General features: G+C 32.5%; 19 protein-coding genes. 17 read left to right on the top strand and 2 right to left on the bottom strand.

Features of this window, described 5'->3' with window-relative positions; translation table 11 throughout:
* Nucleotides 1–2 precede the first annotated feature (2 nt).
* On the top strand, nt 3–1,193 hold the full coding sequence (locus FUA26_RS03385) for a DUF1501 domain-containing protein (protein ID WP_147131564.1): 1,191 nt from the start codon (nt 3–5) through the stop codon (nt 1,191–1,193).
* Nucleotides 1,194–1,336: 143 nt separating this feature from the next.
* Here FUA26_RS03385 and FUA26_RS03380 read toward each other — a convergent pair whose 3' ends face one another.
* The gene (locus tag FUA26_RS03380) at nt 1,337–2,470 is read right to left on the bottom strand and encodes an ATP-binding protein (protein WP_147131562.1); all 1,134 of its coding nucleotides are present in this window, start codon (nt 2,468–2,470) and stop codon (nt 1,337–1,339) included.
* Between the two features lie 230 nt (nt 2,471–2,700).
* On the opposite strand from FUA26_RS03380, the gene FUA26_RS03375 reads away from it, so the two are divergent.
* The 13 genes from FUA26_RS03375 (at nt 2,701) to FUA26_RS03315 (ending at nt 17,223) form a co-directional block, all read left to right on the top strand.
* Entirely contained in the window at nt 2,701–3,702 is a 1,002-nt protein-coding gene (locus FUA26_RS03375; RefSeq protein WP_147132617.1) for an AAA family ATPase, read from the top strand.
* 77 nt (nt 3,703–3,779) lie between these two features.
* Nucleotides 3,780–4,646 carry a DUF58 domain-containing protein gene (locus FUA26_RS03370; protein ID WP_147131559.1) on the top strand — a complete coding sequence of 289 codons (867 nt, stop codon included), beginning with the start codon at nt 3,780–3,782 and terminating at the stop codon, nt 4,644–4,646.
* Between the two features lie 29 nt (nt 4,647–4,675).
* On the top strand, nt 4,676–6,331 hold the full coding sequence (locus FUA26_RS03365; RefSeq protein ID WP_394344909.1) for a hypothetical protein: 1,656 nt from the start codon (nt 4,676–4,678) through the stop codon (nt 6,329–6,331).
* The gene (locus FUA26_RS03360) at nt 6,328–7,332 is read left to right on the top strand and encodes a vWA domain-containing protein (RefSeq protein WP_147131557.1); all 1,005 of its coding nucleotides are present in this window, start codon (nt 6,328–6,330) and stop codon (nt 7,330–7,332) included. Before FUA26_RS03365 ends, FUA26_RS03360 begins: the two co-directional genes overlap by 4 nt.
* A gap of 42 nt (nt 7,333–7,374) precedes the next feature.
* Nucleotides 7,375–8,412 carry a vWA domain-containing protein gene (locus tag FUA26_RS03355; protein ID WP_147131554.1) on the top strand — a complete coding sequence of 346 codons (1,038 nt, stop codon included), beginning with the start codon at nt 7,375–7,377 and terminating at the stop codon, nt 8,410–8,412.
* Nucleotides 8,413–8,470: 58 nt separating this feature from the next.
* Nucleotides 8,471–9,334, top strand: a complete 864-nt coding sequence (locus FUA26_RS03350) for a tetratricopeptide repeat protein (RefSeq protein WP_147131552.1) — start codon at nt 8,471–8,473, stop codon at nt 9,332–9,334.
* Nucleotides 9,335–9,396: 62 nt separating this feature from the next.
* Entirely contained in the window at nt 9,397–11,172 is a 1,776-nt protein-coding gene (locus FUA26_RS03345) for a BatD family protein (RefSeq protein WP_147131549.1), read from the top strand.
* A 25-nt stretch (nt 11,173–11,197) separates the two neighbouring features.
* A complete protein-coding gene (locus FUA26_RS03340) occupies nt 11,198–11,956 on the top strand; it encodes a tetratricopeptide repeat protein (RefSeq protein ID WP_147131546.1) in 759 nt (252 codons plus the stop codon).
* Between the two features lie 56 nt (nt 11,957–12,012).
* Entirely contained in the window at nt 12,013–12,315 is a 303-nt protein-coding gene (locus FUA26_RS03335; protein WP_246109059.1) for a hypothetical protein, read from the top strand.
* An 85-nt stretch (nt 12,316–12,400) separates the two neighbouring features.
* Nucleotides 12,401–14,002, top strand: a complete 1,602-nt coding sequence (locus FUA26_RS03330; protein WP_147131543.1) for a SulP family inorganic anion transporter — start codon at nt 12,401–12,403, stop codon at nt 14,000–14,002.
* Between the two features lie 31 nt (nt 14,003–14,033).
* The gene (locus tag FUA26_RS03325) at nt 14,034–14,663 is read left to right on the top strand and encodes a carbonic anhydrase family protein (RefSeq protein ID WP_147131540.1); all 630 of its coding nucleotides are present in this window, start codon (nt 14,034–14,036) and stop codon (nt 14,661–14,663) included.
* A 9-nt stretch (nt 14,664–14,672) separates the two neighbouring features.
* The gene (locus FUA26_RS03320) at nt 14,673–15,341 is read left to right on the top strand and encodes a DUF2490 domain-containing protein (protein WP_147131537.1); all 669 of its coding nucleotides are present in this window, start codon (nt 14,673–14,675) and stop codon (nt 15,339–15,341) included.
* Between the two features lie 16 nt (nt 15,342–15,357).
* The gene (locus FUA26_RS03315; RefSeq protein WP_147131534.1) at nt 15,358–17,223 is read left to right on the top strand and encodes a SulP family inorganic anion transporter; all 1,866 of its coding nucleotides are present in this window, start codon (nt 15,358–15,360) and stop codon (nt 17,221–17,223) included.
* Nucleotides 17,224–17,281: 58 nt separating this feature from the next.
* On the opposite strand, the gene FUA26_RS03310 is transcribed toward FUA26_RS03315, so the two are convergent.
* On the bottom strand, nt 17,282–17,818 hold the full coding sequence (locus tag FUA26_RS03310) for a CvpA family protein (protein ID WP_147131532.1): 537 nt from the start codon (nt 17,816–17,818) through the stop codon (nt 17,282–17,284).
* Between the two features lie 64 nt (nt 17,819–17,882).
* Here FUA26_RS03310 and FUA26_RS03305 point away from each other — a divergent pair, with 64 nt between their 5' ends.
* The 3 genes from FUA26_RS03305 to FUA26_RS03295 all read left to right on the top strand — a co-directional run bounded on the left by FUA26_RS03305 (nt 17,883) and on the right by FUA26_RS03295 (nt 22,039).
* On the top strand, nt 17,883–18,239 hold the full coding sequence (locus FUA26_RS03305) for a hypothetical protein (RefSeq protein WP_147131529.1): 357 nt from the start codon (nt 17,883–17,885) through the stop codon (nt 18,237–18,239).
* Nucleotides 18,240–18,428: 189 nt separating this feature from the next.
* Complete coding sequence (gene pheS, locus FUA26_RS03300) at nt 18,429–19,448, top strand: phenylalanine--tRNA ligase subunit alpha (protein WP_147131527.1); 1,020 nt, start codon at nt 18,429–18,431, stop codon at nt 19,446–19,448.
* A 146-nt stretch (nt 19,449–19,594) separates the two neighbouring features.
* Nucleotides 19,595–22,039 (top strand): helix-turn-helix domain-containing protein, encoded by a 2,445-nt coding sequence (locus FUA26_RS03295; RefSeq protein WP_147131525.1) that lies wholly within the window; start codon nt 19,595–19,597, stop codon nt 22,037–22,039.
* The last annotated feature ends 11 nt before the right edge of the window (nt 22,040–22,050 follow it).

Here is a 22,050-nt window from a genome sequence, read left to right as displayed (position 1 = left end):
TTATGGATAGAAGAAAATTTTTAAAACAATCATCATTAGCAAGTAGTTTATTTTTTGTACCAAGTTTTGTTAAAGCTTTTGAAAATGTTGCTAGTGCAAGTTTAGGGTATAAACGTTTGGTAATAATTCAATTATCTGGCGGAAACGACGGGTTAAATACCGTAATTCCATTTGAAAATGATACTTACTACAACGCACGCCCCACATTAAGTATTGCTAAAAACAATGTTTTAAAGCTTACAAATCAGGTTGGTTTGCACCCTAGTTTAGCACCTTTAAACAGGCTTTATGATGAGGGTTTTTTAACAATAATAAACAATGTGGGCTACCCAAACCCAAACCGATCGCATTTTAGGTCTACCGATATTTGGCAAACAGCAACCAATGCTAATGAGTATTCGCAAAGTGGTTGGATTGGTAGGTATTTAGATTATTATGGCCAAAAACCATATGCTGCCATTGAAATTAACGACAGTTTATCTTTAGCCATGAAAGGTGAAACCACCAATGCCATTGCCACACAAGATGCCAAAGCGCTATTTAATTTATCTAGAGACCCGTATTTTAAAAACTTATATAACCATCAAAATGATGCGCATTTAAATGAACATAATTTAGGGTATTTATATAAATCTATGATTGAAGCACATGCATCAGCTAAATATATTTATGAATCTAGCAAAACCGTATCATCAAACATAGAATATCCTTCAAATAAATTTGGTAAACAATTAAAAACAACGGCTCAATTTATTAATTCGCATTTAGAAACTAAAGTGTATTATGCGGCTTTAAATGGGTTTGATACACATGTAAACCAGTTGGGTACACAAAAACGCTTGTTGAGTCAGTATGCTGAAGCTGTTGAGGCTTTTGTTAAAGATTTACAAGCAGGTGGCACCTTTAATGATACGTTAATTTTAACCTTTTCAGAATTTGGAAGGCGTGTAAAACAAAATGGTAGCGCTGGCACAGACCATGGTGCTGCTAATAATTTATTTATTATTGGTAATCAGTTGCGTAAACCTGGTTTATATAACAATATGGCCAATTTGGAAGATTTAGATGCTAATGGCGATTTAAAATTTGAAATAGACTTTAGAGCTATTTACGCTTCAGTTTTAAATAAATGGTTAGATGTAAATGATGAAAAAGTACTTAAAAAATCATTTAAACAATTGCATTTTATATAAATAAAAAAAACCTTGCTTCAGTGCCAAATTTTATGGGAGAAACAAGGTTATATCTTAAAAAGATTAATAGCATTGCAAAAGTAAAGTGTTTTTTATTATTAGCAAAGCTTTAACGTTAACTAAAGGTTAATTTTTGTGAGAAATTAACTGTATTTCACTTTTCGTAAAATACGCATGGTTTCTTTGTATAATTGATAAACTTTTAAGTTGTGTTGTTTTAAATATGGTTTGGCTTCTTTTAATTTATTTATAGCATCATGAAATAAATTTAAGTAACAAATTAAATAAGTTGCTGGTAAGTTTAGCAAGTCTGCTTCTTCGTTTTTTGTTAGAGCAATCCCTTTTTTTAGTTTACTAAGTATGGTGTTGTTGGTGTTGTATATATGGTGCAGTACTTTTTTGTCAAACTCTGGTGGCTCAAATAAAAGTTTGGTTTCTATGTTGTAATTAGCGTTGTTTTCAAACTTAATGTGTGTTTCTTCTAGTTTGTAATATTTTCGTTTGTTTTGAAGTCCTAAATTAACGTACTCAACAATTTTAAAACTATCTTCGTTGTATACAATTGACACTTCATCAAGCGCCGAAAAGAATAAGCGCACTTGTTCGTTTACCAACTCAATATCAACCCTAGAGAAAAACGTTTCATTTTTTACAACCTTTTTTTGTCCGCTCCAGCATAGTACAAAATACTCTTTAAAAACTTTGTATTTGGCATTGTAGTCTTTACGTTTATTCATAAAATCAAAAACTCCATTTAGCGTATGTTCAATGTTGTTTTGGGCATTGTTTTCAATAGCTTCAACAATTTTAGAGTTAACATCTTTTATTTCAATATCAAACACTTTGGGCATGCTCATGCTGCCATCTCTAAAAAACACTGAACCGCCGTAATATTTCCAAATATTTTTTCTGAGTGATGTAAGTTTTCCTGTAGGCCTAATGGTAACTAACCCCACAACTTTGTCATCGGGTAAGTGCGGAAAAGGAATGTTTTCATATTGCACTATGGGTGGGCTTGTTAAATAGGCGTTAATTAAGTTTTGTATTTTGCTATCATCAAAAAAATCAACACCAACAATGTTATTATCTTCATCTTCAACACCAATTACAATGTAGGCATTATTTTTTGGGTTGCTATTTGATAGTGCACAAATATGCTTTAAAAATTTAGCCTTTCCTTCTTTATGGCTAATATCAACCTTTCGTTTCTTGTCATAAAAACTGTTTTCATCATTATGAGCCAAAAGGTGTTTAATAAGTAGGCGCTTGTTAATCATGGTGGCTATTTCTTTTGAAAAGAAAATATTATGCTGTATAAAAATACTTAAAACAGATTAAAAAAAATATGTAATGCTGTTTCAATTTAATTTATATGCAAACTATTGATAATACGGCATCTTTGCTAAATATTTTTAACCAATTTTTAACAGCAAGTCAGTAAAAATTTTAACAATTTGCAACACTCAATGAAGCTTATTATATTCGGGCTTCAAAAAAAATAAAAATGATGCAAGAAACTGGTACAATTGATATTAAGTCTATTAACGAAAAGATTGAAAAAGAAAGTGCTTTTGTAGATTTACTCATGCTAGAAATGAACAAGGTTATTGTAGGCCAAAAGCACATGGTAGAACGTTTGCTAATTGGTTTGCTTGGGCAAGGGCATATTTTACTTGAAGGTGTGCCTGGGCTAGCTAAAACACTGGCAATTAACACGCTGTCTCAGGTAGTTGATGGTAGTTTTAGCAGAATACAATTTACACCAGATTTATTACCAGCCGATGTTGTTGGTACATTAATTTACAACATAAAAGAAAACGATTTCTCAATAAAAAAAGGACCCATTTTTGCAAACTTTGTATTAGCCGATGAGATAAACCGTGCACCAGCAAAAGTACAATCTGCCTTATTAGAAGCTATGCAAGAAAAGCAAGTTACTATTGGCGATGAAACCTTTATACTAGACAAACCCTTTTTAGTAATGGCTACCCAAAACCCAGTTGAGCAAGAAGGAACATACCCTTTGCCTGAGGCGCAAGTAGACCGTTTTATGCTAAAAACAGTTATAGATTATCCTAAAATTGATGAAGAGCAACTTATTATTAGAGCTAACCTAAAAGGCGCTTTTGAAAAAGTAAACCCTGTGGTTTCTGTGCAGCAAATACTTAATGCACAAAAAGCTGTAAAAGAGGTTTACATGGATGAAAAAATTGAAAAATATATTCTAGATATTATTTTTGCTACCAGATATCCTGAAAAATATAAATTAGCAGACTTAAAACCATTAATTTCTTTTGGGGCTTCACCTCGTGGTAGTATAAATTTAGCAACTGCAGCCAAATGTTATGCATTTATAAAACGAAGAGGTTATGTAATTCCTGAAGATGTAAGAGCCGTAGTGCACGATGTGCTGCGCCACAGAATAGGTATTACCTACGAAGCTGAGGCAGAAAACATAACTTCATTAGACATCATAAACAAAATAGTAAACGAAATTGAAGTACCTTAAAATTGCTCAATTGATAATTGCCAATTGATTATTGAGAGTTAATAATCAATAATAAATATTCAATAGACAATTAAACGATGGATACTAAAGAATTACTAAAAAAAGTACGCAAAATAGAGATTAAGACACGCCGTTTGTCTGATCATGTATTTGGAGGCGAATACCACTCTACCTTCAAAGGGCGTGGTATGACGTTTTCTGAAGTACGCCAGTATCAATTTGGTGATGATGTTAGAAACATAGACTGGAATGTTACAGCCAGATACAATGAGCCATTTGTAAAAGTTTTTGAAGAAGAACGCGAATTAACCATGATGCTTATGGTTGATGTTTCAGGCTCAGAATTTTTTGGTACCGAGCAGCAATTTAAAAACGAAGTAGTTACCGAAATTGCAGCAACTTTAGCATTTTCGGCCACACAAAATAACGATAAAATAGGGCTTATTTTATTTTCTGATAAAGTAGAACTTTACATTCCGCCAAAGAAAGGGCGGTCGCATGTACTCAGAATTATACGTGAATTAATAGAGTTTCAGCCAGAAAGTAAACAAACAAATGTTGCCGAGGCTTTAAAATTCTTATCAAACGTTATGAAAAAGAAAGCCATAGTATTTATACTTTCTGATTTTATAGCCGATGATTATCAGCACACCATGAAAATTGTATCGGGTAAACATGATGTTACCGGCATTAGGGTGTTTGATAAACGCGAAGAAAACATACCAAATTTAGGTATGGTACAAATGCAAGACGAAGAAACTGGCGAGCTTATGTTAGTAAACACGTCATCAAAAAAAGTTAGGCATAATTATGCTAAGTTTTACAAACAAAAAGTAGACTATTATAAAAACAGCTTTACCAAATCTGGAGCAGGCTCTATTGATTGTAGGGTAGATGAAAGCTACGTGAAAAAATTATTAGGATACTTTAAACGAAGAGGATAATATTAAAAGTTAAAAGTTAAAAGTTAAAAGTGATAAGAGATAAGAGATATAATTTGTTTTTTTACAAAAAAAGTGCAGTAGCTTTTTTAACTAGTGTCTTGTGTCTTTTTTCTAGTGTCTTATTTGGTCAAGTTACAGCGTCCATAGATTCCACAACAATAAAAATTGGCCAGCAAATAACCTTTAAGGTTGAGGTTGAAACAGATACTACTCAATTAGTGGTTTTCCCCGAAGGACAAACATTTTCGCCATTAGAAATGATAGAATCTTACGCTGTTGATACCGTTAAAAAAAACAGCAAATACAACCTTATAAAAAAATACGGTTTAACACAATTTGATTCTGGTGCATATACCATTCCAAAGCAAAAAATAGTAGTAGGCAACAAAACATTTTTTACAGATTCTTTACAGGTTATTGTAAATAATATTGTTGTAGATACCACAAAACAAGGTTTGTATGATATAAAACCAATTATTGAAGTAAAAAAAACAAGCGGTAATTGGTTAAAATATCTTTTAATATCACTGTTAATTATTGGCGTAGTTGCTGCATTACTTTGGTGGTTTATTTGGCGAAAAAAACCATTAACCGAAGCAGAGCAAATAGCACTTTTACCACCATATGACAGAGCCAAATTAGCTTTAAAAAAACTAGACGAAAGCCATTATTTAGAGCACGAAGACTTAAAAACATATTACTCTGAACTTACACTGGTTATTAGAAAATACTTAGATGAAAAAGTATATGACCACGCATTAGAAAGTACCACCGATGAGTTGGTTACAAGGCTTAACCTTTTAAAACAAGGTAATCAAATAGATTTAAGTGCTGAAACTATAAAAAATATTGAAAGTATTTTGAAGCGTGCCGATTTGGTAAAATTCGCAAAATCTGCACCCGATGTTGCTTTAGCCGAATTAGATAGAAATACCATTGATGCAGAAATTGATCATGTAAAAGACGTATTGCCTGAACCCGATGAAGAAGAGAAGTTACTTGATGAGCAATACAGAAATGAGCAAGCACAAAAAAAGAAACGCAAAAAAATGATTATTACCGTAGCAATTTGTGTGTTTTTATTGCTAGCAACTATTGGTGGTTTTTCATTAAAATATGGGTTTAACTACGTGAAAGACACAATAATTGGGCATCAAAGTAAAGAACTTTTAGAGGGCAATTGGGTAACAAGTTCATATGGTTTTCCGCCAGTATCAATTTCAACACCAAAAGTTTTAAAACGTATGGATGCTAATATTCCAGATGAGTTAAAACAACAAGTAGATATAACAACATTTGGGTACGGTAGTTTAATAGATAAATTTAACGTTGTAGTTGCTACAAGTAAATACAAAAACCTAGGCGAAAACAAAATAGATGTACAGCAAGCTATTGAAGCTAATTTAAAAATGTATGAAGCCGCAGGTGCTAAAAATATTATTACCAAAAATGAAAAGTTTGAAACACCAAACGGAGCACAAGGCTTAAAAGTATTTGGTACACTTAGCATGCCAATACCTGGTACTAGTAAATTAGAAAATGGTAAATATGTTATTTTAGGGTTTACAGCTCAAAATGTTATGCAACAAATAGTATTAACATGGCGAGAAAATGATACCTACGCAGACCAAATTGTAGAGCGCATTTTAAATTCAATAGAACTTAAAAAAGAAGAAAGCAAATGATAGAAGGCGTTCAATTTTTAAACAAACAATGGTTTTGGTTGCTGTTAGTGTTACCATTACTTATACTTTGGTATATTTTTAAACATAAAAAACAAACTGCCGAACTTAAAATATCAAGTTTAAAAGGCTTTAAAGTAACAAATACATGGTTGCCAAAATTAAGGCATGCATTGTTTGTTTTAAGGCTTTTAGCATTAATACTTTTAATAACAGCGTTGGCAAGACCACAAACGGTTGATGTTTCTACAAAAACAAAAACAACAAAAGGTATTGATATTGTTATGGCTATTGATGTTTCGGCAAGTATGTTAGCCAAAGATTTATCGCCAAACAGATTAGAAGCCCTAAAAAAAGTAGCTGCAGAATTTATAAAAGGCAGACCAAATGACCGTATTGGCTTAGTTGAATACGCTGGAGAAAGTTATACCAAAACACCAATTACCAGTGATAAAGCCATTGTGTTAAGAGCCTTAAAAAGCATAAAATATAACAACATTATAGAAAGTGGTACGGCAATTGGTATGGGTTTAGCAACAGCTGTAAACCGCTTAAAAGACAGTAAAGCCAAAAGTAAAGTTATTATTTTATTAACTGATGGTGTAAACAATGCAGGTTTTATAGATCCTATTACAGCAAGTGAATTAGCTGTAGAATATGGTATAAAAACCTATACAATTGGTTTAGGCACTAATGGTATGGCACTATCGCCAGTGGGTATTTTACCAAACGGAAGTTTTCAATATGGGCGTATTCAAGTTGAAATTGATGAAGACCTACTAAAAGAAATTGCTCAAGCAACTGGTGGCGAATATTTTAGAGCCACAAACAATAAAAAACTAGAAGACATTTATAACGAAATAAATAAACTTGAAAAAACGGAAATTGAAGAATTCAAATTTTATAATTACGATGAAAAATACAGACCACTAGTACTACTAGCAGGTGCATTATTGCTGTTAGAAGTGTTACTAAGGTTCTCAATTTTCAGAAGTTTTGTATAACATTAAAAGTTGAATTTTTTAATTTTTTTTGAATATTAATACATGTATCAATTAGAAGAAAAAATATGGTTTTGGGCATTGTTGGTTATTCCGGTAATCATACTATTCTTTGTAGTGCTTCAAATCTGGAAACACAAAACACAGCGTAAGTTTTCAGATAAAGCCTTGTTAAAAAGGTTAAGTCCAAACACATCACTATTCAAATCAGTATTAAAAATTATTGTTTTAAGTTTAGCATTTTTGTGTTTAACCTTAGCGCTAGTAAACCCTAAAATAGGTACTAAACTAGAAACCGTTAAGCGCGAAGGTGTAGATATAGTTTTTGCAGTTGATGTATCAAAAAGTATGCTAGCTGAAGATATTGCACCAAACAGGTTAGAAAAATCAAAACAACTTGTAACGCAAATAATAAACAACTTAGCTAGTGATAGGGTTGGTATAATAGCCTACGCCGGTAAAGCTTTCCCGCAATTACCCATTACAACAGATTATGCTTCGGCAAAAATGTTTTTACAAGGTATGAATACCGATATGCTTTCATCACAAGGAACAGCCATTAGCGAAGCCATAAAATTAGCATCAACATATTTTAATGACGAAGAGCAAACCAACCGCGTTTTAATAATTATTTCTGATGGTGAAGACCACACTGAAGAAGCTGCAGCAGTAGCAGAACAAGCCAGTGAAGAAGGTATTAGAATTTTTACAATTGGTGTTGGCGATGCAAAAGGAGGCCCAATACCAATTAAGCGAAATGGTGTAGTTTTAAATTATAAAAAAGATCAGCAAGGTGAAACCGTTATAACACGTTTAAACGAAGAAACCTTGCAAGCCATAGCACAAGAGGCCAATGGCGCATACATAAACGGAAAAAACACAAACAATGTTGTTGAAAATATAAGAGACATTTTAACCAATATGGATAAAACAGAATTTGAAGCCAAACAATTTGCAGATTTTAAAGACCAATTTCAATGGTTTTTAGCCTTTGGCGTATTTTTTTTATGTATTGATGTGTTCTTGCTAGAACGTAAAACAGCCTGGTTAAAAAAGCTTAATTTGTTTAATGAGAATTTATAAAATCTTTAACTAAAAACAACACAAGGTTTTATATATTAAAGTATTAAAACACAAAAAAATGAAACGTTTACTACGGGTTATACTAACACTATTTGTAGCGGTTTCTTTTGCGCAAAACAACAAAGAAAACAAACAGCAATTATTGGCTTTAAAAAATGCCAATAATTATGTTTATGAAGGCAATAAAGTTGTTAATGATGATTTTGTATTGGCTGAAATGGAATACCGTAAAGCCATTTATGAAAACCCAAACGCAATAGCAGGAAGCTACAACTTAGGAAATGCATATTACAAATCGGGTAATTTAGATGAAGCCTTATACCGTCTTGAGCAAGCCGTTAACAACAGTACTTCAAAAGCAGAAAAACATAAAGCATTTCACAATATTGGTAATATTTTAATGCAAAATAAAAAATGCACTGAAGCTGTTGAAGCTTACAAAAACGCATTAAGAAATAACCCAACTGATGATGAAACACGTTACAATTTAGCTTTAGCAAAAGAGTGCGCTAAAAACGAACAAGAAAATAAAGACCAAAACGAAGACGATAACAATAAAGAAAACAAAGAAGACCAACAAGAAAAAGACCAAAACGAAGACAAGAATAAAAACAACGAAAACGAAGGCGATAACAAAGACGAACAAGAAAATAAAGACGAAGGCGACGAGAAGGAAAAAGAAGGTGATGACAAAGAAGATGAAAATGGCAAGCCTGAAGATGAAAAAGATGATAAAGGTAAACAAGGCGATAAAAAAGATGATGAAAAAAAGCAGCCGCCAAAACCACAACCAGGAAAAATGTCGCCACAACAAATAAAAAACTTGCTAGAGGCTATGAATAACCAAGAACAAAAAGTTCAAGAAAAAATGAATGCCGAAAAGCAAAAAGGAATAAAAGTAAAAACAGATAAAGACTGGTAATTTAGGTGTGTTTGTAAAAAAATCATGTCATACAGCACATAAGCAAAGCATCTCAATATAAAATGAAGGTATTAAAAAATCAAATATTAATAACGCTTTTACTACTAGTATCTAGTATTACCTTAGCGCAAGTTAAATTTGAAGCCAAAGTAAGCAAAAGCAAACTTGGGGTAAATGAACGCTTACGTATAGAGTTTGAAATGAACGAAGATGGCGATAATTTTAATCCGCCAAGTTTTGATAATTTTACAGTTGTTGGTGGCCCAAACCAATCAGTAAGTAACTCGTGGATAAATGGCGTAAGAACCTACAAAAAAACATACACCTATTTTTTATCACCCAAAAAAAGAGGTGTCTTTACCATACAACAAGCCACAATAACAATAAAAGGCGAAACTTATAAAACTACACCTGTTAAGGTTGAGGTTACCGCAGCCGTTGATATTCCAAAAGATCCTAATGACCCTAAATATATTGCTTCAGAAAATATTCATTTAGTTGCCGAAGTTTCAAAAACCAATCCGTATTTAAATGAAGCTATTACAGTGGTATACAAATTGTACGTATCGCCTAAAATAGCTGTTGATAATTGGAATGAAATTGATAGTCCGCGTTACAATGATTTTTGGAGCCATAACATTAGTACACAAGGTCAGAAAGTGCAAAACGGTACTTACAATGGTGAAGATTACCGATTTTTGGTTTTAAGAAAAACAGTACTATATCCGCAAAAAACAGGCAAGTTAAACATTGAGCCACTAACGCTAGATATTGCTATGCGTGTACCCACAAACAGGCGCGATATTTTTGGCAGTTTGTTAATGACGCGAGTTAACAGAACCATTTCTGCAGGTAACAAAACCATACAAGTTAAAGCATTACCAGAAACAGGAAAACCACTAGATTTTACAGGAGCTGTTGGTAATTTTAATTTAGATGTTTCGGCATCAAAAACAGAACTTGATGCTACAGAATCTTTACAAGTAAAAGTAAGTGTTAAAGGTAACGGAAATTTAAAATTATTTAAGTTGCCAAAAGTGTCTTTACCAAGTTCGTTAGAGGTTTTTGAGCCTGAACATACTGAAAACGTGAAAACAAATTTATCTGGCATGAACGGTTTTATTTCTGATAGTTACACCGTGGTGCCACAATACAAAGGCAAATACCCAATACCTAGTATTTCCTTTTCGTATTTCGATTTAAAAACCGAAAGCTATAAAAGGCTTTCAAGTGATGAAATTGTAATAAACGTGTTAAACGGTCCTGCATCAAACACTAATACAGAAAATAATGCAGTAGCAAATACTAATAAACAATTGGTGGTTTCAAACAATAATCAGTTTGCGTTTATTAAAACCAAAACTAGTTTTCAAAATATAAAACAAGCTTATTTCTTTAAAACATCACTTTTTTGGAGTTTGTTATTGCTGCCTTTTTTAGCCATTCCATTAGCTATTTTTATAAGAAACAAAAAAGCCAGTAGAGATGCCGATGTTTATGGAAACCGTATTAGAAAAGCCGATAAATTGGCCAGAAAATATTTAAAAGGCGCTAAAAAATCGTTGGGTCAAAAAGAAGCTTTTTATATAGCTTTAGAAAAAGCATTACATAACTATTTAAAAGCTAAATTACATATTGAAACCAGTGATTTTAGTAAAGAAAAAATAACCACACTACTTAAAGAAAAACAAGTAGATGAAAATACCATAAACCAATTTATAGGTATTATTGAAAATTGTGAACTTGCAAGGTATACACCTATAGACACGGTAACAATGCAAGAAGATTATGAAAAAGCAGCAACAACCATTTCACTAATTGATAAACAAGCCAAATAAAGCAAACAAAACAAATTAAGCACTAATGAAATATATAATTTACATATTAATTGCTTTTTCAAGTTTTGGTATAAATGCACAAAACCAAGATTTGTTTGCACAAGGCAATGCGCTTTACAATAAAGAAAAATATGCCGAGGCTATAGATAAATATATGGCTGTTTTAAATACCAAAAAGCATTCGGCAGACTTGTATTTTAATTTAGCAAATGCACACTACAAGCTTAATAATATTGCGCCAAGTATTTATTACTATGAAAAAGCACTAATGTTAAACCCTAATGATGCCGATATACAAAACAATATTGCTTTTGCTAAAAACATGACTATTGATGCCATTGATGTAGTACCCGATGCAGGTTTTTCAAAATTAGTTAAAAGTACCACCAATACTTTTACTTTTGATGCTTGGGCTACAGCTGCAGTAGTATTAGTATTTTGTTTTGTTGTGCTGTTTTTAGTGTATTATTTTTCATTTTCAACAGTTATAAAAAGGCTAACATTTATTAGCAGTATAATTGCATTAACGGGTGCTTTTATAACCTTGGCATTTGCATTTCATAAATTTAATATAGACAAAAAAAATAATCCGGCTATAGTTTTTGTGCAAGAAGCAAAGATTAAAACAGACCCTAATTTAAGAAGTGAAGAAGCTTTTAGGTTGCATGAGGGCACCAAAGTGCAAGTGATTGATAACTACAATAATTGGAAAAAAATTGAGCTAGCCGATGGTAAAACAGGATGGATAAATTCTGAAGATATAAAATTGTTGAAAGAGTTTTAATAGTAAATTAATAATTAATAACCTATATTTGTTTGTAACCAAACTTCAACACTAAAGTGTCTGTTCGTATAATATCAATATTTTTCTCCTTTATTTTTGTGGTGTTTTTAACAACACCAACAATAGTAACACTTATTGATAGTTCTATTGATATTTCAATGTATTATACTTCAGCTGAGGAAGAAGAAAAAGGAAACGAAAAAACAAAAAACTGCGAAAAGTTGTTTTTTGAAAACCCACACATAGAGTCTGCATTCTCTTTAATAGAAAGCGAAGATAACTTAGGGTATTACATAAAAAAATACCCTAAACCTCATTTAAACCTTATATCACCACCACCAGAATTAAACATAGTATAATTGTAGTTTTTGGCGGTATAATTTCTCCGCTCAAGTTAATTTTAAAACACAACCTAAATTATCTTTTGGGTTAAAATTTATATATATGTTTAAAACAATTAAAAATGATTTACCGGCAAGTATTGTCGTTTTTTTCGTAGCACTACCATTATGTTTAGGTATTGCTTTAGCAAGTGGTGCACCACTTTTTTCAGGCTTAATAGCAGGTATAGTTGGTGGTATAGTTGTAGGTGCCATAAGTGGTTCTAACATTGGTGTTAGTGGTCCAGCAGCAGGTTTAGCAGCTATAGTTTTAGCAGCTATTACATCATTAGGCTATGAAAACTTTTTAGTAGCTGTTGTAATAGGCGGTGTTATACAATTACTATTTGGTGTACTACGTTTAGGTATTATTGGGTACTTCTTTCCATCATCAGTAATTAAAGGTATGCTTACTGGTATTGGTATCATTATCATTTTAAAACAAATTAGATTCTTTTTTGGAATGGATGCTAATGTTGAAGGAAATATTGATTTTCTTAAAGTAGAATGGAACAATTTACTATCGGGCCTTTTAAATGATATTAATGCTTTATTAAGCGGAAATATTAGCATAGGCGCTACTTTAATAGGTGTAATATCAATAGGTATTTTATTATTATGGTCAAACGTTCTATCAAAAAAAGGAAAAATATTTCAGTTAGTGCAAGGGCCGTTAGTAGCCGTTATTGTGGGTATTATATTTTACCTTTTTACTAAAGATGGCGCTATGGGCTTAGTAGATAGCCAATTGGTTTCTGTGCCAGTACCTGATAGTTTAGATAGCTTTAAAGGGCAATTTAGCTTCCCTAATTTTTCGGTAATTACCAAACCAGAAATTTGGTTAACAGGTTTTACTATTGCTTTAGTAGCATCTTTAGAAACTTTACTTTGTGTTGAGGCTACAGATAAACTAGATCCGCATAAAAATGTAACCCCAACAAACCGCGAGTTATTTGCACAAGGAACAGGAAATATAGTTTCAGGTATGATTGGAGGTTTACCAATTACACAGGTTATTGTACGTAGTTCAGCCAACATTCAATCTGGTGGTAGGTCAAAAATGTCAGCAATCATTCACGGTTTTTTTCTGTTAATTTCAGTAATTTTAATTCCAACACTTTTAAATAAAATTCCATTAGCAGTATTAGCGGCTGTTTTATTTATAGTAGGTTTTAAACTAGCAAAACCATCAACCTTCAAAAGTATGTTTGCTCTAGGTTGGAAACAGTGGGTGCCTTTTATGGCAACAGTTTTACCAATGGTAATTACCGGAGATTTACTACTAGGTATTGGTTTAGGTTTAATAGTTGGTATTTTTATAATACTATTAAAAAGTTTCCAAAACTCACACTTTTTACACAAAGAAGGCGAAGATGTTGATGATGGAAAAATTAAAATGACTTTAGCCGAAGAAGTAACCTTTTTTAACAAAGGTGCTATTTTAAATGAATTAGACAGAGTTCCTGAAAACTCATTTTTAGAGTTAGATGTAAGAAATACAAAGTATTTAGATAACGATATTATTGAAATTCTTGAAGATTTTGGGTTAAAAGCCAAAGAAAGAAACATAACAGTAAAACTAGTATCACAAAGAGGCGAAGAAGAAAACCCAGAAAGTTACATTGAGTTTTTTAAACAAGAATTAAAACCTAAATACAAGAATTAGAATACTAATAACAATATTGAAAAAAATACATATGAAAGCACATACACAAGAAACACAAGCAACAATGACACCAGATAAGTCATTGCAATTTTTAAAAGAAGGCAACCAAAGATTTGTTCAAAACTTAAAAGCAAACCGTAACCTTTTAGAACAGGTAAATGATACAAAAGAAGGGCAATTTCCCTTTGCAACCATTTTAAGTTGTATAGACTCAAGAGTATCGGCAGAATTGGTTTTTGATCAAGGTTTAGGTGATATTTTTAGTGTAAGAATAGCAGGAAACTTTGTAAACGAAGACATTTTAGGCAGTATGGAATTTGCCTGTAAACTTGCAGGAACAAAACTAATAGTAGTTTTAGGTCACACAAGTTGCGGAGCTGTAAAAGGCGCTTGTGATCATGCCGAAATGGGTAACTTAACAAAGCTAATTCAAAAAATTACACCAGCAGTAAACGCAACAACAGAACCTAAAGATGAAAGCTTACGTAACTCCAAAAACCTAGATTTTGTTGACAGCGTTTCAAAAAAGAATGTAGAACTTACTATTGAAAGAATACATAATGAAAGCCCAATTTTAAGCGAAATGGAAAAAAATGGAGACATTAAAATAATTGGTGCCATGTATGATATTAACACAGGAGCTGTTAATTTCTACGAATAAAAAGTTAACATGAAAAATAAAGCATTTAGAGTAGCATTAACCTTAACGTTAATGCTACCTCTATTTATAAGCGCACAAGACAGTAATTTTGGTAATTGGTTAATTTACATAGGTAATAAAAAACTTAATAGTAAATGGAATATTCACAACGAAGTACAATACCGAAATTATAATGCAGTAGGAGATTTAGAACAATTATTATTAAGAACAGGCCTAGGCTACACCTTTAACCAAGGAAAAAGCAACGTGCTTTTAGGTTATGGCTACATACTTTCAGAAAACTATTTAGGTGATACTGATACTAAAGAATCTGTAAATGAACACCGAATTTTTCAGCAATTTATATCAAAACAGCATATAGGAAGCGTAGGTTTAAGTCATAGATATCGTTTTGAACAACGCTTTGTTGAAGACGATTTCAAAATGAGATTTCGATATTTTTTAGCATTTAAAATACCATTTAAAACAAAAGAAGGCAACCAAAGTAAGCTATACGTATCGGCCTATAACGAAATATTTTTAAATACTGAATCATCAGTTTTTGATAGAAATAGGGTTTACGGAGGTTTAGGTTATACCTTAAACAAAAATGTAAGGTTAGAGGCTGGTTACATGAATCAGTTTTTTGAAACCTCAGGCAGAGATCAATTTAATATTATTGCATTTGTTAATTTATAACTAATTTAATAACCTCATGAAAAATCTATTTTCAAATATAAAAGGTGATGCTTTTGGCGGAATAACTGCCGGAATTGTTGCTTTACCCTTAGCTTTAGCTTTTGGTGTATCATCTGGTTTAGGGCCTAGTGCAGGATTATATGGTGCTATTTTCATCAGTTTTTTTGCAGCACTTTTTGGTGGCACAAATACACAAATTTCTGGTCCTACAGCTCCAATGACTGCCGTAAGCATGGTAGTTATTGCAAGTATAATTGCTGTAAACGATGGCAATATTGAAAAAGCATTACCAGCCATTTTAATGGTGTTCTTTTTAGCAGGTTTAATGCAAATAGGTTTAGGTGTTTTAGGCTTAGGAAAATACATTAGATACATTCCTTATCCTGTAGTATCTGGGTTCATGACGGCTATTGGAGTTATAATTTTATTAACGCAAATTTTACCAGCAATTGGCTACTATCCTAATGAAGATGAGGCATTTGTAAAAACCTTTGAAGCGCAAGCCAAAACAAACTTATTAAGCAATGTTTTAGAAGAAAACGTTAGTGAAAAAACATTAGTTTTAGATGCTTTAAACGAAACCATTGCAGATGCCGAAAGTATTACACAAAACAATGTAATTAATGAGGCTAAAAATATAGCCAAAAGTAAAGCAAAAAAACCTCAAAGTGTTATTATGCTTTTGCCAAGGGCGCTATCAAATATAAATTGGTTAGAATTAGCATTAGCCTTGGGCACAATAATTATAATTTACGGTTTTAAACGTATTACAAAAGCAGTGCCAAGTACGTTAGTTGCTTTGGTGGTAATGACGGCAATTGCACTTGGTTTTAAACTTAATTACAGACCAATAGAAGCTATACCAAGTGGTTTTCCGGTGCCAAATTTAGAAATATTTACCAATTTTAAAATAGGCAGTATTATGCCCTATTTTTTTACGGCATTAACATTAGCATTGTTAGGCGCCATAGACTCGCTGCTAACTAGTGTGGTAGCCGATAATATGACTAAAACCAAACACAAACCCAACAGAGAACTAGTAGGGCAAGGTATTGGTAATACCATTGCATCGGTATTTGGTGGTATTCCAGGAGCAGGCGCTACCATTAGAACGGTTGTAAATATTCAATCTGGCGGAAAAACTAAATTATCAGGCATGATTGCTGGTGTATTATTACTAATTATCCTTTTAGGGTTTAGCGGTATAGCATCAAAAATACCTACCGCCGTTTTAGCAGGTATATTACTAACTGTTGGTATTGGTGTTATGGATTATAAAGGTTTAAAAGCCATACCCAGCATGCCCAAAGACATAAAAATTGGACCAATAAAATTGAGTTCAGAAGTATTAATCATGCTCATTGTATTGGTGCTTTCAACCTTTTGGGATTTAATATTTGCTGTTGGTATTGGTTTAGTGATATCGTCATTAATGTTCATGAAAAAAATAGGTCATGTAACAGCACAAATGTCTGATGTGAAACCTTTAAAAGAAGAGGCTTGGGATGATGAAATAGGGTTTCCTGAAAACTTAAAAGAAGAGGTGTTTATAAAACACATAAAAGGGCCCTTGTTTTTTGGCTCAACTAACGATTTTCAGCAACTAGCAACACAAATTCCTGCCACAGCCAAAACAGTTATTTTAAGGTTTGGTAGAATGCAATACATGGATCAATCTGGCCTGTATGTTTTAGAAGATATTTTACTAGATTTAAGAAAAAACGGTGTGCAATTTTTAATAGTAGATTTATTGCCACAACCCCGTTATTTAATGGAGCGTATTGATATTATACCAGATTTAATACCTAATGAACACATATTTAAAACATTTGATGACTGTTTACAATGGATAAAGCAGCACGTAGAAAACAAATATCAGTAAATAATATATAATTATTTATTAGGTGGAAAGAAATAAAAGTCGCTATAAGCGGCTTTTTTTATGCCTCTAAATGCAATCCATTTTCGTCTGCTTCAGTATTACTATCACTTGTTTTATCACCTAAAATACTCGGAAAAATAGTAGGCACTAAGTTTTTAACAGGTTGGTATAAAACAGACGATTCTAAATCTTCCGCATCAGCAAACGGAATGGTCTTGTTAAACCTATCAAAAATTATAAGAACAACACTTAAAATGGCAGCAATTTTAAGCGCCCCAAAAGCAGCACCCAAAATTTTATTAATAATGCCTAAAGCAGCAAAATCTGCCAATTTAGTTAATGCTTTACCAGCAAGGGCAATAGCTAATACAATAACCACAAAAGTAATGGCAAAGGCCACAATATTTATAGTTTTTTCGTTCCAATCAACCTTTTCAGTTAAAAATTCGGCAGCAAAATTACTAAAATGAATAGCACCATAAACACCAGCAACCAATGCAATTAATGAGGCTACTTCAACAAATAACCCTTTCATTAAACCGCGTATTAAACCAAATAAAATTAATGCACCTAAAACAATATCAATAACAGCCATAATAATACAATTTCAACAAATATAAACTAACTTTGCAACTTTCAAACTTATACCTTTAACTTACATGTCTAGAGACCAAGAACTAAAAGAACGTTGGGAGCAGGTAGTACAAAAACTATCTAATCAGTTTGCAGATGGAGATACTTTAGATCTTGATGCCATAATTTACCTTATTGGCGTACAAGAACTTGGGCAACTTAACCGTAGCTTTAAAAAAGACCAAAAGCTAGACCTCATGCACATTGCCATTTGCAAATTATTAACACCCTATGGCTATTACCAGTTAGATTTTGTAGATGAAGACGGGTGGCCACACTACAAAATGCTAGAACAATTACCCAACCTAAAAGCAGGAGAACAAAGCATTTTAATGAAAGAAGCCATAGTAAACTATTTTTTAGAAACCGCATATATAAACTAGGGCGTTCCCTTACAGGTCGGGCTTTCACTACTCAATCTTTTTACTTTTTTAAAAAAGTAAAAAGGATTTCAAACAAATAGCTCAATCCCTAACGCAAACCAGTTCGCAGCAATTTTATATATTACTTTGGTAGTTTCAGCCCACTAATGCCAATTTTTTAATTAAATTTGCTACCTATTTTTAAACATCATGATTGATAAATTAAAAGAACTTATAGCCGAAGCCGAAGCTTTTAAAGCACAAACAAAAGATGAAGTTGAAACATTCCGTATTAAATACTTAGGTAAAAAAGGATTGTTAAATGAATATTTTGCAGAGTTTAAAAATGTGGCCAACGAACAAAAACGTGAATTTGGTCAAACCATAAACCAGCTTAAAAAAACGGCTGAAGATAAAGTAAAAGCCTTAAAAGAAGAATTAGAAAGCAACGAAGAGGTAAAAGGCATATATGGCGATTTATCGCGCCCAGGCGAGCCCATTCAAATAGGTGCCCGTCATCCTATTTCAATTGTTAAAAATCAAATTATTGATATCTTTTCGCGTATTGGGTTTAACGTAAGCGAAGGACCTGAAATTGAAGACGACTGGCATAATTTTACAGCTTTAAATTTACCTGAATATCACCCAGCACGTGATATGCAGGATACGTTTTTCATTCAAACAAATCCAGATATTTTATTACGTACGCACACCAGTTCAGTACAGGTGCGTTACATGGAAAATAATAAACCACCAATTCGTACAATTTCACCGGGTCGTGTGTACAGAAACGAAGCTATTTCAGCGCGTTCACACTGTTTTTTCCACCAAGTAGAAGGCTTGTATATTGATAAAGATGTAAGTTTTGCAGATTTAAAACAAACGCTGCAATATTTTACAACCGAAATGTTTGGCAAATCTGAAATTAGGTTACGCCCGTCATACTTCCCATTTACAGAACCAAGTGCAGAGGTTGATGTGTATTGGGGTTTAAAAACAGAAACCGATTACCGCATTACAAAAGGTACAGGTTGGTTAGAAATTATGGGTTGTGGTATGGTAGATCCTAACGTTTTAGAAAACTGTGGTATAGATTCTAAAGAATACTCTGGTTTTGCATTCGGTATGGGTATAGACCGTATTGCCATGTTATTACACCAAATAGGTGATATTCGTTTATTAAGCGAAAATGATGTGCGCTTTTTAGAGCAGTTTAAATCGGCACTTTAAAACAAAATTGTCATCCTGAATTAATTTCAAGATGAAATAGATACCAAACTAAAAAACCTTGAAACTATCAGGGTTTTTTTATGCAGAAAGTATCACATCTTGTTTTTTCATAAAACTAAAACTATCTTCATAACCAATTTTTAATTATGAAGGAAAATAAAGAACTTGACCTTGCTTGGAGTTTTGTTACCAAAACCAATCGTAATATATTTTTAACTGGTAAAGCAGGTACAGGTAAAACTACGTTTCTTCATAAATTAAAAAAAGAATGCCATAAGCGTATGGTTGTTGTGGCGCCAACAGGTGTGGCTGCCATTAATGCCAAAGGTGTTACTATTCATTCATTTTTTCAAATGCCTTTTGGTCCAATTTTGCCAAATGATAACTTGCAAAGTAGTTCTAAATTCAGCCGAAAATTTAGTAAAACAAAAATCAATATTATTAAGTCGTTAGACCTTTTGGTTATTGATGAAATAAGTATGGTTCGTGCCGATTTACTGGATGGCATCGATAAAGTTTTACGTCGTTTTAAAAACAAAATGTTACCATTTGGTGGCACACAATTACTCATGATTGGAGATTTGCAACAGCTATCACCAGTAATTAAAGAAAATGAGTGGCAACTGTTGCAACCTTATTACAAAAATGCTTTTTTCTTTAGTAGTTTGGCGTATCAGCAAAGTAAAGCCATAACCATAGAGTTAAAACACATTTACAGACAAGAGAATCCCGTTTTTATTACTATTTTAAATGAAATTAGGAATAATAAATTAACGCAACAATCGGCCGATGAACTCAATAAAAGATATCAGCCTAATTTTATACCAAACGAGGAAGAAGGTTACATTTCTTTAACTACTCACAACCGAAAAGCTATTGCCACCAACGAGCAAAAACTTTCTGATTTAAAAGAAAAGCCCAAAATCTACAAAGCATCTATTGATGGTAACTTTCCGGAGCATGCTTACCCAAACGACGCTGTTTTAGAGTTGAAAGTAGGTGCGCAAGTTATGTTTATAAAAAACGATAGCTCTCAAGAAAAGGAATATTTTAATGGAAAAATAGGCAAAGTTATTGCTTTAAATAAAGACGAAGTTGTAGTGCGTTGTCCGCAAGATAATTTTGATATTACCACCAAATTTGAAACTTGGGAAAATATAAAATACACCGTAAATAAAGAAACTAAAGAAATTACCGAAGATAGAATAGGCAGTTTCTCGCAAATACCGTTGCGATTAGCGTGGTCTATCACCATTCATAAAAGTCAAGGTTTAACCTTCGAAAAAGCTATAATTGATGCCGAATCTGCCTTTGCGCATGGGCAAACTTATGTGGCGTTAAGCCGTTGTAAATCGTTAGAAGGTTTGGTGCTAAAAAGTAAAATTTCTCCGCAACAGCTTATAACCGATAGCCATGTGCTAACCTTTAACGAAGAAGCCGCAAATAATGAGCCAGATGAAGAAGTTTTATTGGCTTCTGAGCGCGATTTTCAACTTGATTTAATTGCCGAACTTTTTAATTTTTATCCCTTTTTGTATCCAACAAATCGTGTTTTAGATATTTTTTACAAAAACAGAGGCAGTATTGAAGGTAACGTTGAAACGTCAGCAATTACAATAAAAGATACCGTTGCAAATTTGCTAAAAGTTGGTAATGCTTTTAAAAGTCAATTGCAACATTTAGTTGAAAAAAACGAAATACCAGAAACCAGCGAATCATTACAAGAACGTTTTGCAAAAGCCATTCACTATTTTAACGAACAAACTAAAACCAATATTGAAGCATCTTTAAAAGCTTTAAATTTTACAACCGATAATAAAGCCATAGAAAAAGATTTAGAAAAACAACTTGACATTTTAGAAGAACTTTTAACCGAAAAACAACTGTATTTTAAAGGCTTACCGCACGCTTTTAGTGTAAGTTTTTATTTAAAATTACGAACCGATGCCGTGTTTATTGCCAAAAAGCAACCTAAAAAACAACGCAAACAAGTTATTGATGGTACTGTAAATGTCGATCTTTTTGAATTGTTACGTGTGCTAAGAAACGAAATTGCTGAACGCGAAGGTTTGGTACATTTTCAGGTTTTTACACAAAAATCGCTGTATGCCATGTGCGAACTATTGCCAACCAATACAAAAGAATTACTGGCTATTCATGGCATGGGTAAAACCAGAGTAGATAAATATGGCAAAGAAATTTTAAAGGTTATTACCAAATTTGTTGAAGAAAACGATATTGAAGTTACCAACCAAGTTGAGTTAGAAGAAGTACCTAAAAAACTAAAACGCCAAAAAGGAGATACTCAAAAAGAATCATTAAAACTCTTTAAAAAAGGAAAATCTATTGAAGAAATAGCCAATATACGTGAACTTAATGAAAACACTGTTTTTGGGCATTTGGCTAGTTTTATTCCTTCAGGTGAAATAAAAATAACCGATTTAGTTTCTTTAGAACATTACACCGAGTTAAAAGAGCTTATACCCACAATAACATTCGAAAATCTTTCCGATTTAAAATCGCAATTAGACGATAAATATAGCTATGGTGAAATTAAACTCATTCTAAATGAGTTAAATAGCGCGTTTTAAGATTTGTTATA

It is taken from the genome of Seonamhaeicola algicola (assembly GCF_007997385.1).
Taxonomy (GTDB): Bacteria; Bacteroidota; Bacteroidia; order Flavobacteriales; family Flavobacteriaceae; genus Seonamhaeicola; species Seonamhaeicola algicola.
This window is presented reverse-complemented; position numbering and strand designations above follow the sequence as displayed.